This is a genomic window from Kitasatospora sp. YST-16 (assembly GCF_026802215.1).
Taxonomy (GTDB): domain Bacteria; phylum Actinomycetota; class Actinomycetes; order Streptomycetales; family Streptomycetaceae; genus Kitasatospora; species Kitasatospora cineracea.
Window position 1 is genome coordinate 1149124 of sequence record NZ_CP113837.1, and the last position, 14675, is coordinate 1163798.

11 protein-coding genes are annotated in these 14675 nt (G+C 75.1%); 5 read left to right on the forward strand and 6 right to left on the reverse strand.

What is annotated here, in order from left to right; all coding sequences use genetic code 11:
- Window position 1: 1 nt before the first annotated feature.
- From OU787_RS05265 to OU787_RS05280, 4 genes are read left to right on the forward strand one after another with little or no spacing between them, the layout of a single operon-like run.
- A complete protein-coding gene (locus OU787_RS05265; protein WP_268658689.1) occupies window positions 2-1186 on the forward strand; it encodes a glycosyltransferase in 1185 nt (394 codons plus the stop codon).
- 33 nt (window positions 1187-1219) lie between these two features.
- Window positions 1220-1960, forward strand: coding sequence for an SAM-dependent methyltransferase (locus OU787_RS05270; RefSeq protein WP_268658690.1), 741 nt, complete (start codon window positions 1220-1222; stop codon window positions 1958-1960).
- A 28-nt stretch (window positions 1961-1988) separates the two neighbouring features.
- The gene (locus OU787_RS05275) at window positions 1989-2546 is read left to right on the forward strand and encodes a hypothetical protein (protein WP_268658691.1); all 558 of its coding nucleotides are present in this window, start codon (window positions 1989-1991) and stop codon (window positions 2544-2546) included.
- Between the two features lie 36 nt (window positions 2547-2582).
- Entirely contained in the window at window positions 2583-6317 is a 3735-nt protein-coding gene (locus tag OU787_RS05280; protein WP_268658692.1) for a wHTH domain-containing protein, read from the forward strand.
- Between the two features lie 7 nt (window positions 6318-6324).
- Here OU787_RS05280 and OU787_RS05285 read toward each other — a convergent pair whose 3' ends face one another.
- The 6 genes from OU787_RS05285 to OU787_RS05310 all read right to left on the reverse strand — a co-directional run bounded on the left by OU787_RS05285 (window position 6325) and on the right by OU787_RS05310 (window position 13025).
- Window positions 6325-7524 (reverse strand): glycosyltransferase family 4 protein, encoded by a 1200-nt coding sequence (locus OU787_RS05285; RefSeq protein WP_268658693.1) that lies wholly within the window; start codon window positions 7522-7524, stop codon window positions 6325-6327.
- A gap of 2 nt (window positions 7525-7526) precedes the next feature.
- A complete protein-coding gene (locus tag OU787_RS05290) occupies window positions 7527-8726 on the reverse strand; it encodes an ABC transporter ATP-binding protein (protein ID WP_268658694.1) in 1200 nt (399 codons plus the stop codon).
- Window positions 8716-9615 (reverse strand): ABC transporter permease, encoded by a 900-nt coding sequence (locus OU787_RS05295; protein ID WP_030460167.1) that lies wholly within the window; start codon window positions 9613-9615, stop codon window positions 8716-8718. The genes OU787_RS05290 and OU787_RS05295 overlap by 11 nt, the downstream gene beginning before the upstream one ends.
- A 328-nt stretch (window positions 9616-9943) precedes the next feature.
- Window positions 9944-10705 carry a thiol:disulfide interchange protein DsbA/DsbL gene (locus OU787_RS05300; RefSeq protein WP_268658695.1) on the reverse strand — a complete coding sequence of 254 codons (762 nt, stop codon included), beginning with the start codon at window positions 10703-10705 and terminating at the stop codon, window positions 9944-9946.
- A 279-nt stretch (window positions 10706-10984) separates the two neighbouring features.
- Window positions 10985-11707: a hypothetical protein gene (locus tag OU787_RS05305; RefSeq protein WP_268658696.1), complete on the reverse strand. Its 723-nt coding sequence runs from the start codon at window positions 11705-11707 to the stop codon at window positions 10985-10987.
- A 250-nt stretch (window positions 11708-11957) separates the two neighbouring features.
- Entirely contained in the window at window positions 11958-13025 is a 1068-nt protein-coding gene (locus OU787_RS05310; RefSeq protein ID WP_268658697.1) for a glycosyltransferase, read from the reverse strand.
- Between the two features lie 150 nt (window positions 13026-13175).
- Between OU787_RS05310 and OU787_RS05315 the strand changes: the two genes are divergently transcribed.
- Window positions 13176-14315 carry a glycosyltransferase family 4 protein gene (locus OU787_RS05315; protein WP_268658698.1) on the forward strand — a complete coding sequence of 380 codons (1140 nt, stop codon included), beginning with the start codon at window positions 13176-13178 and terminating at the stop codon, window positions 14313-14315.
- Window positions 14316-14675: the final 360 nt, after the last annotated feature.

Genomic DNA, 14675 nt, shown 5'->3' on the forward strand with positions numbered 1-14675 from the left:
GGTGACGGTGCTGTGGTGGGTCTCGGTGGTGTCGCTGCTGGCGTGGGTGTGGCTGGCGGTGTGCCACGGGGGGTTCTGGCGGACGGACCAGCGGTTGCCCCGGGGCGGTGGCGAGCCCGCGTCCTGGCCCTCGGTGGTGGTGCTGGTCCCGGCCCGGGACGAGGCGGGGGTGCTGCCGGTGTCGCTGCCGAGCCTGCTGGCGCAGGAGTACCCGGGGCGGGCCCGGGTGGTGCTGGTGGACGACCACAGCACCGACGGCACCGGTGGGCTGGCCCGGGAGCTGGCGGAGCGCACCGGGGGGCTGGAGCTGGCGGTGACCACTCCCCCGCCGCTGCCGGAGGGCTGGACCGGCAAGCTGTGGGCGCTGCGGCACGGCGTCGGGCAGGCCGGGGACGCCGAGTGGCTGCTGCTGACGGACGCCGACATCGCGCACCGCCCCGGCTCGCTGCGGGCGCTGGTCGCGGCCGGCGAGGGCCACCGGCTGGACCTGGTCTCGCAGATGGCCCGGCTGCGGGTGGCCGGCGGCTGGGAGCGGCTGATCGTCCCGGCGTTCGTGTACTTCTTCGCCCAGCTGTACCCCTTCCGGCGCGCCAACCGGCCCGGCTCCCGGACCGCCGCCGCGGCCGGCGGCTGCTCGCTGGTGCGGCGCGCCGCGCTGGAGCGGGCGGGCGGGGTCGCGGCGATCCGCGGGGCGGTGATCGACGACGTCTCGCTGGCCCGGGCGGTCAAGCGCACCGGCGGCCGGACCTGGCTGGGCCTCGCGGACCTGGTCGACTCGGTCCGCCCCTACCCCGCGCTGGGCCCGCTGTGGCGGATGGTCTCGCGCAGCGCGTACGCCCAACTCCGGTACTCGCCGCTGCTGTTGGCGGGGACGGTGGCGGGCCTGGCGCTGGTCTACCTGGTGCCGCCGGTGGCCGCCGTTGCCGGGGCCGCCGCCGGGGCGTGGTGGACGGCCGGGGCGGGCCTGGCCGGGTGGGCGGTGATGGCCGGGACGTACGCGCCGATGCTCCGCTACTACGGGCAGCCCGTGGCCGCCGCGCCGCTGCTGCCGTTCACCGCGCTGCTGTACCTGCTGATGACGGTCGACTCCGCCGTCCAGCACTGGCGCGGCCGGGGCGCCGCCTGGAAGGGCCGCACCTACCCGCGGCCGCAGCGCGCCGAGCAGCCGGGCGGCGCGGCGGACTGAATAGCCGGGCGGCGCGGCGGGAAGGATCCGACGATGGAGCGTCAGGAGATCTCACGGATCGCGCACCGCGACCACCCGGTCGCCGCGCCGCTGTCGGACGAGGCGGTGCGGGAACTGCTGGAGCGGCTGCTGCGCGGCCGGGCGGACGGGCGGCTGCTCGACCTCGGCTGCGGCGAAGCCCCGTGGCTGGTACGGGCGTTGGCCGCGCACCCGGCCCTGCGGGCGGTCGGTGTCGACACCGACCCGGCCGCGCTGCGCACCGCCCGGCGCACCGCGGAGCGGCTCGGCGTGGCCCGGCGGATCGGCCTGCACCACTGCGACGCCCGGGAGTTCACTACGGCCGAGCCCTTCGACGCGGTGCTGTGCGTGGGCGCGACCCACGCCTTCGGCGGGCTCGGCCCGGCCCTCGCCGCGATCGGCCCGCTGCTCGCGCCGGGCGGCGCGGTGCTGCTCGGCGAGTCCTACTGGGAACGCGAACCGGCGCCCCGCGCCAGGGAGTTGTTCGGTGACGGCCTCACCGACCTGGCCGGGACGGTGGCCGCGGTCCGGGACGCCGGCTGGCTGCCCGTCGCCGGGCACACCTCCAGCCGGGCCGAACTCGACGCCTACGAGTGGGCCTGGACCGGCTCCCTCGCCGACTGGGCCCTCGACCGGCCGCCGGGGCCCGAGCGCGAGGCCGCGCTGCGCGCGGCGGACACCCACCGGGAGGAGTGGCTGACCGGGTACCGCGACGGCTTCGGCTTCGTCACACTGGTGCTCCGGCCGGGGAGTTGAGCCCCGGCAGCGTTCCGAGGGGGAACCCGTGGGCTTCACCGGCCACCTGATCGTCTTCCGCGCCGGGAGCGCGGAACTGCCCGAGGTGCCCGACCCGGCCGAGGTCCTCTCCTGCCCCGGTGGCTGGCACGTCCTGACCGGCTCCGGCACCGCCGCCTCCGGCTCTCCCGGCGACCTCGCCGCCCGCCTCGCCGAACGGACCGCCGCCCCCGCGCTGGTGGCCCGGGTCTTCCACAGCGACTGGTCCGAGATCCACGGCTGCCTGCCCGGCGGCCCGGCCTGGATGTTCGAGCAGGCCGTCCACCTGGTCGTGGAGCAGGCCGTGCGGGAGCGGTTCGGCTGCGAGCAGGACGACGAGGGGCTGAGCGCCGAGGAGTGGCAGGAGTGCGTCGACGAGGTGACCGCCGAGTGGGAGCAGCAGCGCGCCGAGGCCCTCGGGCACGCCCTCGCCTGGGCCGGCGCCGCCGGGCTGCCCTTCGACCCCCGACAGGTCGAACTGGCCGTCGAATCGGATGAGTTGTACGCCGAACACGCCGCCTGGGACCTGCTCCGCGCCCTCGGCGTCCCCGTCCCGCCGGACCGGTAGGCTCGTCCTCCCAGTCCGGAGGGGAGCCAGGCGCGGGTGGAGCGGAACAGCGACGTGTTCGACGGCCGGAACGTCTTCGACGGCGGGACGGCGGGGAGCCTCGACGGCGGGAACGTGTTCAGCGGCGGGACGGCGGGGAGTGTCGTCCAGGCCGGGCGGATCGGCACCGTCCACGTGCACGCCGCCCCGGCGGAGCCGTCCGCGCCCGGGGAGGAGTGGGCCCGGCTGGTCGCCGAGTCGGCCGTGTGGTCGCGACTGCGGCCCGGCAGCGAGGCGGAGCCGTGGAAGCGGCAAGCCGTCCGGGCGGCGACCGAACTGGCTTGTTTCCGGGACGGGTTGGCGCCGCTGCTGGCGGACGATCCGTGGCAGGACCCGGACGTGGTGCGGCGCTTCGTCCGCGCGGTGGGCCGGCTGCTGGGGGAACCGGGAGACGGGTTCCTGTACCCGGCGGAGGCCGCCGTGCTGGTCCTGCTGCCCATGGTCTACCGGGTCCGCGCCCTCCAACTCGCCTGCGGCGAACGGCCCGAACGGTACGGCGAGGAGCACCGGCAGCTCGCGGACCGGGCCCGCACCGAGCCCGCCCTCGCCCACTGGCTGTGGCACCGCCACCTGGCCCGGCACGCCGACCTCGCGGAACCGGCCGCCGTCACCGCGCTGCTTGCCGCCCTGCCCGGGGCCGAACTGCGGGCCGCACTCACCCCGTTGACGGTGCGGACCGCACTCGGCGGGCTGCGGCGCGGCGCCGGGGTGGCCAACCGGGAGTTCCTGCACGACCTGACGGAGCGGGAGTTGATCGACTGCGAGGGCCACCAGACCGTACGGCCGCCCCGGCTGGTGCTGCTGACCGCGCTGGCGTACGCGCTCGCCGTCGAGGCCACCGCGCTGCCCGAGATCGTCGCCGACCACCTCGGCATCCAGGACCCGGTGCTGCTGCCGCAACTCCTGTCCACGCTGCGGGAGATGCACTGGGGCGGCGCCCCCGGGCTGCCCGTGCTGCGGGCCGAGTGCCACCACGAGGCGGTGGCCGAGGCGCTGCGCGAGTACGTCGCCCACGCGGACGAGTTGCTGCACGCCGTCCAGCGCACCCTGGGGTCCGAGGCGGTGACGGGCCTGCCGCTGCGACTGTCCTCCGCGAACGTCGCACCGGCGCCCGGCACGTTCAAGGAGTCGGCCCGGTTCCGGCTCAACGAGCGGCAGATGCGCTCGCTGCTGATGGGCGAACAGCTCTACCACGACCGGGACCTGGCCGTCCGCGAGCTGTACCAGAACGCGCTGGACGCCTGCCGGTACCGCAAGGCCCGGGCCGACTACCTGGTGCGGAAGGCGGGCGGCGAGAGCTCGGGCTACCGGGGGCTGATCACCCTCGAACAGGGCGTCGACGAGCGGGGCCGCCCGTACCTGGAGTGCCGCGACAACGGCATCGGCATGGGCGAGGCCGAACTGCGCGGCGTCTTCTCCAAGGCCGGCGAACGCTTCGCCGAACAGCAGGAGTTGCTGGAGGAACGGGCCCTGTGGCAGGGCGTCGACCCGCCCGTCGAGCTGTACCCCAACAGCCGGTTCGGCATCGGCGTGCTCAGCTACTTCATGCTGGCCGAACGGATGACCGTCACCACCTGCCGGATGGGCCGCGACAGCGGCCTCGGCCCGGAGCTGGCGGCCTCCATCCACGGCCCCGGGCACCTGTTCCGCATCACCCCGCAGGCCACCGCCCGCACCGAGCCCGGCACGGCCGTCCGCCTGTACCTGGACGAGGGCGTGCTGCCGGACGACTGGTCGGCGGTGGGAGTCCTCGAACGGCTGCTGGGCATCGCCGAGTTCGAGACCACGGCCACCCACCGGGGCTACGCGGCACGCTGGGAGCCGGGGGTGCTGCGGCCCCGGGACCCGCGCAGCACCGACCAGTACGGCCTGACCGCGTACGGGCGGTTCGTGCCGTGGGACGGGGCGCCGGCGGGTGTGCAGGTGGTCTGGTGCGAGGAGGGCGGCGGCCTGCTGGTCGACGGCCTGGTCGTCTCGCTGGGGCGGGGGAGCGCCGGCGGCCCCACCGAGAATGCCCTGCGCGGTGTTGTGGTGAACCTCTCCGGCCCCGCCACGCCCGAACGGCTGTCCGTCGACCGGCGGGAGGTCCTCGACGACCTGTCCGCGACCATGGACGGACTGCTCCGCTCCGCCGCCCACACGCTGGTCCACGACGACCGGGGGCTGCTCCGCGACCGGTGGCTGCTCGACCTCGGACAGGACAACCGTTACCTCTGCGACCTGATCACCGAGGCGGTCCGAGGCTCGGCACCACAGGACCGGCCGGGCTCGCTCCCGGAGCTGATCCGCCGCCAGGGGTTCTTCCCCGAGGACCACGGCGGCCGGTTGCACGAGGGCGGCCGACTACGACCGCCCCTCACCTGGCTGTTCTCCCTGAACGACCTGCCCGCCCCCTGGTTCCTGTGGCGGGTGCTGGCGCACCGACCCCACCCGCTGGCGGACCTCCTGACCTCGCTCGTCCCCGAACTGGCGGAAATCGGCCGGCTGCTCACCGCGTTCCCCTCCGATCTGACGATCCTCAACCAGCTGGAGCACTCGGGGTTCCACTACCGGGCGGACCCCCTCAATCGGGCCGGCGGGCTCACCCGCATGTTGAATGGGCAGTCCGTTCTCCGGGACTCGCGCCACAGCACCCTTCCCCGGATCAAGGCCCTGCGGGTGCTCGACTGGTGGGGCCTGGGTCCCGCCAGCGTCGGCGAACTGGGCAGATCCCCGTGGAACGCTGCCGCGACCACCCGGCTGCTGCACGAGCTCGGAATCCCGGTGCCCGTTCCGGTCCTCACCCTCGCGTCCACGTACGACCGGGGCGACCGGGACCAGCTCCTCCTCCCGTGGCCGGACCGCACGCGTTCCCCCCACAGGCTGGAACCCGGCGAACCGGTGCCGCTGGGCCATCTCGCGCTGGCCGCCCAGCGGACCGGGCTTCCGCTGGCGGAGGTCGCGGACCAGCTGGCAGAGCTGGGGCTGCCGGCCGCCCCGGCGCTTCCCCGATCGGTCCCGGAACACCTGGTACCGCTGCTGAGCCGGGACTTCGGCGGGCTGCCGCCGTGGATCGGCCCGGACGTTCCGCTGGACCACCTGCTCAGGGCCTCGGCACTCACCGGGCAGTCCCCCGCCGCCATGGCCCGCGCGTTCGAGGACATCGGCCTGCGCTGCAGTCTCCCCGAAGACCTGCCGGATGCCGAACTGCTTTCCCTGGCCGTCCGGTTCCTCGCCCCCGACGACCATCCGCTCCCGTTCCGGTTCGGCCCCGGGTTCGACAGCCCGCTGTTCCGGGGCATCATGCGCTGGATCGCCCGGAGGAGCTCCGCGGTCGCAGCCTTCCCGGGTGACGACCCGTTCGACCTGGCCGTGACGGAGCTCATCAACAACCTCGGCCAGAACCCGTATCCCCCGGTCACCGATGCCGTTCCGTTCGTCCTGCTCGTCCCCATCGCGGGCAACCTGCGGATCACCCCGTCGCAGCTCGCCCGGCGACTGCGGGCCCTGGGGATTCCCACCTCGAACGACGAACTGCCGCCCGGGCTCCCGGAGCACGCCGCGCTCCGCCTGCAGGGCCTGCTGTACAGCCACCGGCGCACCAATGTCTGGAGCCTGCTCCAGGCCGCCCAGGATTTCGGCACCACGCTGCCCCAGGTCGCCGAGTGGGCGCGCCTGCTCGGTTACGACGCCCCCGACCCGGCCGTCATGATCCGCGAGGCGATCCCGTTCATTCCGCTCGCGGAGGGCTGACGTTGCGTCAACGGCCGATCAGGCGGCGGGCGGTGGGCTTCACGAACTCGTAGCGGGACATCTGTTCGAGGTCGCGGAGCCAGGCGGTGCGGCCGGGGGGCTGGTGGAGGAGTTCGCGGTAGATCTCCTCGAAGGCGGTGGTGACGTGGGCGAGGGAGAAGCGGTCGACGACCCAGTCGCGGCCCCAGCTGCCGAGTTCGGCGCGGCGGGTGGGGCTGTCGGCGAGGGTGCGGATCTGGGCGGCCAGTGCCTTGGCGTCGGCGGGGTGGTCGCCGTGGCCGTACATGCAGCGGGAGGCGTGGGGTTCGACCAGGGGGCCGGGTTCGTGGACGACGGTGTAGCCGCTCGCGCCGTGGACGATGACGGGTTTGGCGAAGGCGAGGCCGCGGAGGGCGGAGCCGCCCATGCCGAGGACGAGGTCGGCGGCCTGGTAGGCGGGGCGGGGGTCGGGGCGCTGGCCGGTGAGGACGACGGCCCGGCGGCCGAGTTCCTCGTTGGCGGCGGCGGCTTCGGCGCGCAGGCGTTCCTCGCTGGGGCCGCCGCCGACGACGGCGAGGACGAGGTTCGGGTCGTCGAGGAGGCGGAGGGCGGCGATGGTGCGGGAGACGCCGGCGTCCTTCTCCAGGCCGGAGACCAGGCGGGTGACGATGCAGAGCAGGAGCTGGTCGGGAGAGGCCCCCACTTCGGCGCGGAAGGCGTCCCCGGAGACCGCGCCCGGCGCGTCGGAGTCGGTGTTGACGGGGGGTTCGATCAGGCGCAGGTCGCGGTGGCCGAAGGCGCGGCCGTCGGGGAGCAGCGCGCCGAGGCCGAGGACCAGGGGCTGGTGGCGGGGCATGCCGCGGAGCATCCGGATGCCGTAGAAGGTGGTGACGACGGGGAGGCGGCCCTGGCGGCCGGGGCCGAAGTAGGCGTTGCGGGCGGCCCGGACCTCCCAGGCGTGGACGAGTTGGGAGCCGTGTTCGTCGGCGAGCCGGGTGAGGCGGGCGCGGATGACGGCGTGCGGGGTGGCGGGGTCGCCGGCGACGACCAGGTCGAGGCCGTGTCCGGCGGCGAGGTCGACCAGCGGGGCGGGGCCGTCGACGCCCTGGGCGAACAGGACGGGCTGGTGGCCGCGGTCGCGCAGGGTGCGGGCGATGTCGACGGCGTTGAGCTGGGCGCCGCCGAGGGCGAGGTTGTTGAGGTGGACCAGGACCCGGACGGAGCGCATGATCAGTCCTCCCACTGGTGCGGGACGAAGACGGGGGCGGCCATCACGACGGCGCGCGGCGGGGTGTCGAGCATCGGGCCGAAGACGTCGAACTGCCCGGCGGAGTGCCAGCTCATCAGCGTCCCGCCGTCGGTCTTGCCGATCGAGTAGACGCCCGTCCACAGGGTGTAGCGGCCGCGGGGAAGGGGGAGCCGGGGGATGACGCAGGCGACGCGGTGGTCGCCGCCGGTGAGCCGGATCTCGTGGCTGATCTGGAAGATCGGGCTGGAGGTGCCCTCGCTGACGCCCAGGTGCAGGGTGGCGTCGCCGCGGTAGTCGCCGCCGAGGGTGAGTTCGACGGTGACGGGCTCGTCGGTGTGCAGGGTGGTGTCGTCGGCGTCCTCGCCGCGCACCTCGTACGTGAGCAGTTGCAGGGGTTCGCCGACCCGGGCGCTCGCCTCGGACTGGGCCTCGATGGAGTCGCGGTAGCCGGCCAGCGCGTCGGTGATCCCGGCGTCCACCCGGACGGTGCCCTGTTCGAGCCAGATGCCGCGGCGGCAGATGGACTGCACGGCGGGCAGGTCGTGCGAGACGAAGACGATGGTGGTGCCCTGTTCGGCGACCTCGCGCATCCGGTCCAGGCAGCGCTGCTGGAAGACGGCGTCGCCGACCGCGAGGACCTCGTCGACCAGCAGGACGTGCGGCTCCAGGTAGGCGGCGACCGCGAAGCCCAGGCGCATCTGCATGCCGGAGGAGTAGAACTTGACCTGCCGGTCGATCGCGCCGCCGAGGCGGGCGAACTCGACGATGTCGTCGAAGCGTCCGGCGACCTCGCGGCGCTTGAGGCCGAGCAGCGCGCCGAACAGGTAGATGTTCTCCCGGCCGGTCAGGTCGGGGTGGATGCCGGCCCGGATCTCGATCAGGGCGCCGATCCGGCCGCGCACGTCGATGACGCCCGCGTACGGGTACATGACCCGGGTGAGCATCTTCAGCAGCGTCGACTTGCCGGAGCCGTTGGAGCCGATCAGGCCGACCGACTCGCCGGGCTCGACGTGCAGGTTGATGTCGCGCAGGGCCCAGCGCCAGTCCTCGCCGCGGTCGCCGCGCAGGCGGCGGGCGGCCTGGTCGACCCGGTCGCGCAGCAGCATGCGCTGCTGGTCGGCGCGGAACCGCTTCCAGACCTGCTCGGTGCGGATGGTGCCCGGCGGGTAGTCACGCGACATCGGCGATCCCCGTTTCCAGCTTCTTGAAGACCAGGTAGCCGCCGACCAGGAAGACCAGCGAGCTGGCCGCGGCGATCAGGGTGAGCTGGGCGTTCGGCGCCTCGCCGTACAGCAGCGCCTTGCGGTAGCCCTCGATGACGGCGCCGAGCGGGTTGACGCCGACGTAGACCTCCTGCAACCGGTGCGGGATCTTGGCCAGCGGGTAGGCGACGGGGGTGGCGAAGACGCCCATCTGGGTGATGATCGGCAGCAGGTGGCGGACGTCGCGCAGGTAGACCACGGCGACCGAGAGGACCAGCGCGATGCCGTAGGTGAAGGCGAACTGGACGGCCAGCAGCGGCAGTACCCACAGGAAGGTCGCGGCGGGGGCCGTCCAGAACACCAGGAACATCAGGCCCAGCACGCCGACGCCGATCGCCATGTCGACGGTGGCGACCAGCATGGTGGCGAGCGGGAACACCTCGCGCGGGCAGTACACCTTGTTCAGCAGGCTGAGGTTGTTGGCCAGGCTGAGCGCGCCCTGGTTCATCGTGTTGGAGAAGAACTGCCAGACGATCAGGCCGAGGTAGGCGAACAGCGTGTACGGGACGGCGCCCGTCTCGATCTTGACCGCCCGGTGGAACACCAGGGTGAAGATCGCGCACAGCGCGAGCGGGGTGAGCACCGCCCAGGCGAAGCCGAGCACCGCCTGCTTGTACCGGGCGCGCAGGTCGCGTTCGGCCAGGGCCCGCACCAACTCCCGTGCGGCCCACAGCTCGTGGGCGACCCGGACGGGGCGAAGCCGGCGTTTGAAGACCAGTTCGGGCGGCGGCCCGGTCGGGGTGGCGGCACCCGGTGGGGCGACCCGGCCCGGCTGCTCGTCGATGACCTGCGCGCGCTGTCCCCCCACGGACTCCCGCCCTCCCCGGGGGGCGGTGGCCTCCCCCGGTGCCTGTGCCGTCCGGCTGCGCCCGCTGGCCGCGCCGTCCGCCTGTCCTCTGCCTGTCGTCCGCCGCGCGGACGGTGCGGGCGGCCGATCCCCCCGGCCGGGCCGACCCGCCGACCACAATGACACAGAGTGTGCGGGCGGGGGGCGGGTTCGGTGAAGATTGCGGCGACTCGGCCGGGTACGGGACGGTTCCGGACCGAACCGCCCTTTCCGGCCAGGGAGTTCGGGCGACGAGGGACGGCCGGGGCCAGGCGGCCGGGGTCAGACGGCCGGGGTCAGACGGCCGGGGTCAGTCGGCGACCAGCTGGTCGAGGGCGGAGGGCATGCCGTCGACGCCCCCGGCCCTGGTGGGCGAGGTGCGGCCGTTGCCGTCGACGACCACGGTGGGCAGTTCGGTGATCCGGTTCTGGGTGAACAGCTTCGGGGCGTCCTCGACGGCCCGGTCGACCTCGGCGGAGCGGTACGCGGCCCGGAACTTCGCCGCGTCGACGCCCTGGGTGGCGGCCCAGTCGGCGGCGGACTGCTCGGTGGTCAGGTCGGTGTGCTGCTCGCGGACCGCGCGGAACACCGCGGCCTGCATCCGGTCGACCTCGCCGAGCCGGTCCAGGGCGTAGAACAGCCGTGCGTGGGCCCGCTGTTCGGCCTCGTCGGGACTGCCGACCCAGATCGCGGGGACGCGGCGCAGCGTGACGTCCGCCTGGTGCTCGGCGGCCCAGCGGGTGAGCGGCTGTTCGAGCAGCGCCGAGTGCGAGCAGTCGTACCAGAAGAACTCGACCGCCTCGTGGGCCCGTTGGGCCTTCGGCGCGGCCGGCAGCGGAGCGGGCAGCGGGGCCGCCGCGTCCAGCGGGCGGGTCGCGGGCACCGGCGCGTGCTGCTGGGTGGGCCCGGTCGGCCGGACGGCGGGAAGCTGGTGACCGGGCGTCAGCAACTGCTGGCCGTTCGGGCCGGACGGCAGCCCGGGGAGGGCCGGCGCGGCCTCGGCGACGGCCGGGGCGGCCAGCAGGCCCCCGGCGACGGCGAGCAGGACAGTGGTTCTGAGCAGCGACTTCACCCCGGCAGACTGACAGGCCGGGATGCGGCGTTCCAGGCGATCGGGCCCCGGACGGCGGAATTCGCCGGATGTTCGCCGGATCGGAGCAGCACGGCGGCACGGCGGTTCGAACGGGCGTCGGGCGTTCGAAGTCCCGACTGCCCCGGCCGTCCTGGCTGTTGCAGCTGCCGCGGCTGTTATGGCTGCCGCGGCCGTCGCGGCTGCGGTGCTCGGCCCCCTCGGCTCCGGTGGGCGGGCGCGCCCCCGCTCCGGCGCCCACCTGCGTCGGGGGACGGCCGGTTACTTGCCGTCGTGCTTCCACTGGGCGCGGGCCTCGGCCTCGCTGGCCTTCGGGACGCCGATCTGGATCTGGTCGGAGCCGTCCTCGGCGATCGGGCAGTAGCGGCCGTCCTTGACCTGCATCTGCAGGGCGAGCACCTCGCCGTTGCGGACCATTTCCAGTACGTCGGCGGTGGCGCAGGTGGCGTTGGCGGCGACCGGCGGCGAGGCGAGCCAGCTGACGGCCTGGTAGACCGGGACGCCCGGACGCAGCACGGTGCCGTGCGCCTTGTCGGTGGCGAAGCTGCCGGCGCCCAGGACGCCGCTCTTGAGCTTCATGAAGGTGGTGGGCACGTGGTTGATCCGCAGGTCGGGGGCGCCGTAGACGACGCAGTCGTGGCCGCTGGTGTTGGTCAGCTTGATGATGCCGTTCATCCGCGGGTTGGCGCTCTTGTCGAGCGTCAGCTCGGCCTTGACGTCGCTCTCCTTCTCGGAGTTGCCGCAGATCGGCATGTCGGCGGGGACCGTGCCGCCGGTGCCTCCGGTGTTCCCGGCGGGGGCGGCGGTGCTGCCGCCGGTGCCGCCGGACGGGGCGGTGGAGGCGGCCGGGGCGGCGCCGGGGGCGCTCGCCGCGGTGGAGGCGGCCGGGGCCGCGCTGCCGCTGTCCTCGGGGTCACAGGCCGTCAGCGCCAGGACGGCACAGGCGGCGAGGGCGGCCAGGGCGACGGGCTTGCGAACGTTCATCTCGGACTCCTGCGATGCGCTGCGGTGGCCGCCGGTCGGCGGCAAGCATCACCACGGCGTCCGGCTATCGGGCGGTTGCGGGCCGGAACGTCCGGTACAGCGCTGTTACACGGGCCGTTACACAGGAGACCGGACGCTCCGTCAGGCACCCGTCCGGCAGCGGGTGGTTCGTACACCCGGCGGGTTCCGGCTGTGACGCAACCGGGGGCGCCGGCAGGGGCACAGGCTGGGGCACAGGCAGGGGCGCCGGTCAGCGCGGGCGGGCGACTTCGCGCAGCAGGTGCTGCCAGGCGGTGGCGACCGGGGCGAGGTCGAAGTGGGCCAGGGCGTGCGCCCGGGCGGCCGCCGCGTAGCGGGTGCGGTCAGCGGCGAGCAGGGTGCGCAGGGCGGCGGCCAGCGCGGCCGGGTCGCCGGGCGGGACCAGCAGGCCGCCCTCGCCGGGGCGCACCACGTCCGAGACCCAGCCGACGTCGGTGGCCACGGCCGGGACGGCAGCCAGCGCGGCCTCGATCAACACGCCCGGGACGCCCTCGGAGTCGCTGGTCAGCAGCAGCAGGTCGGCGGCCCGGTAGAGCGGGGCCGGGTCGGCCAGCGGGCCGAGCAGGTGGGTGCGCGGGCCCGGGGCCAGCGCGGCCCGCAGCGGGCCCTCGCCGGCCAGCGCGAGGTGCACGTCCGCCGGGAGCAGGGCGTGGGCGGCGAGCGCCAGGTCGGGGCGCTTCTCCGGGCTGAGCGCGCCGACCCAGGCGATCAGCGGGGCGTCGGCGGGCAGGCCGAGGGCCGTGCGGGCGGCGGCCCGGTCGGCGGGGTCGGCGGCGGGCCGGAAGCGGTCGGCGGGGCGGGCGTTGGGGAGGGTGCGCAGTCGGCGGGCGGGCAGCCGGAACCGGGTGCGCAGCACCTCGGCGGCGTGCGGGGAGATCGCGGCGACGGCCGCCGCCCGGTGCAGGAACGCACCCACCCGCAGGCGGCGCAGCGGAGTCGCGGTCCAGTGCCGGGGGTCGCCGATGTTCACGTACACGAAGGGGGTGCGGGCGGCGAACAGCCCCAGCGCGCACGCCTGGAGGGTGGAGGAGCCGTGCGCGACCACCACGTCGGCCCGGGCGGCGGCCCGCCGCAGCGCCCGCAGGGTGGCGGGGTGGTGGCGGGACGGGCCGAGGACGGGGACGGCGGTGGCGGGGTCGGCGTCGGGGTGCGGGTGCAGGGCGGCCAGGGTGGAGGGCTGGCCGCGGCGCAGCAGTTCCCCGTGCAGGTCGTGGGCGAGGCGTTGGGCGCCGCGGGCCCTGGGGTCGGTGATGACGTGGAGTACCCGGGGGTCGGCCATGGCGTGACCATATCGAGCAGGGGCCGGCGGGGGGCGCTGATGTTCAAAAGCCCGTGGCAGCACGGGCTTTCCGGGGGTTCGGGGGACGGGGGCGGGGCGGGCTGGGATGCTGGGCGGCGGTCGGGGGGCGGGTCGGGCGAGGGGGTCGCTGTGGTGCGCGTGGTGTACGTGATCGACAGTGTGAGCCGGGTGGGGGGTGCGGAGCAGGGGCTGGTGGCGATGGCTCCGCTGCTGGTGCGGGCGGGGGTGGAGTTGCACGTGGCGTTCCTGAAGGAGTCGCCGGGCGGGTTCCAGAAGGAGTTGGCGGCGGCGGGGGCGGGGGTGCACCCGGTGCCGGGGGGTTCGCGGGGGGCTCGGGTGGCGGGGTTGCGGGGGCTGTTCCGGGGGTTGCGGCCGGACCTGGTGCACACGACCTTGTACGAGTCGGACGTGCTGGGGCGGTCGGCGGCGTTCGCGGCGCGGGTGCCGGTGGTGTCGAGCCTGGTGAACTCGGCGTACGGGCCGGAGCACGTGCACGCGCGGGGGTTGAGTCCGTGGAAGGTGCGGGCGGCGCAGGCGGTGGACGCGGTGACGGCGCGGGGGGTGCGGCGCTTCCACGCGTTGACGGAGCACGTGGCGGAGGTGATGGCGGCCCGGTTGCGGGTGGCGCGGCGGCGGATCGACGTGGTGCCGCGGGGGCGGGACCCGCTGCTGCTGGGGCGGGTGACGGCGGAGCGGCGGGCGGCGGTGCGGGGGGCGCTGGGGTTGGCGGAGGAGGTGCCGGTGGTGCTGGCGGCGGCCCGGCAGCAGTACCAGAAGGGCTTGGACGTGCTGGTGTCGGCGTGGCCGCGGGTGCGGGCGGCGCGGCCGGACGCGGTGCTGCTGCTGGCGGGCAGCCGGGGGGCGGAGACGGCCCGGCTGGAGGGGTTGGCGGCCGAGACCGGAGGCGTGCGGTTCCTGGGGCCGCGGGACGACGTGTTCGACCTGATGGCGGCGGTGGAGGTGTGCGCGGTGCCGTCGCGCTGGGAGGGGCTGGGGAGTGCGGCGCTGGAGGCAATGGGGGTGGGGGTGCCGCTGGTGTGCGCGGACGTGCCGGCGCTGCGGGAGACGGTGGGCGGCGGGGAGGAGTGCGCGCTGCTGGTGCCGCCGCAGCGGCCGGAGGCATTGGCGGGGGCGCTGGTGCGGGTGCTGGAGGGGCGCGGGGAGGCGCTGCTGCGGGCGGAGGCGGCGCGGGCGCGCTTCCTGGCCGGGTACACGCTGGAGCGGGTGTCGGCGCGGATGGTGGAGTTCTACGGGCGCGCACTGTCCTGATGGCGGGCGGGCACCGGCTTGACGGCGGGCGGGCACTGTCCTGACGGCGGGCGGGCGGTTCGGCCACCGGGCGGGCCGCCGGCCCGTCGGTCCGTCCCGTGCGGGCTTTTGATGACGGTTCGTCAGTTCGGGTACGGGCGTCCGGATTCGGCCCAACGGCAGGTGTCAGTATGGCCAAAGTGCTTGCGCCGCAGGTCCGGGGCGGGAAGCATCGGGCGCAGGGGAGGGCCGTGGGGGCGGCCTCGTTCGTTTCGACTTTTTCTTTCCGCCGCAGCCGGGGGCGCGTACGGGGCCGGGGTCCGGTGCCGTTCCCGGGGGATCCGAGGTCCGGGGTGGCCGGGCCGGCCGTACCGATGCGCG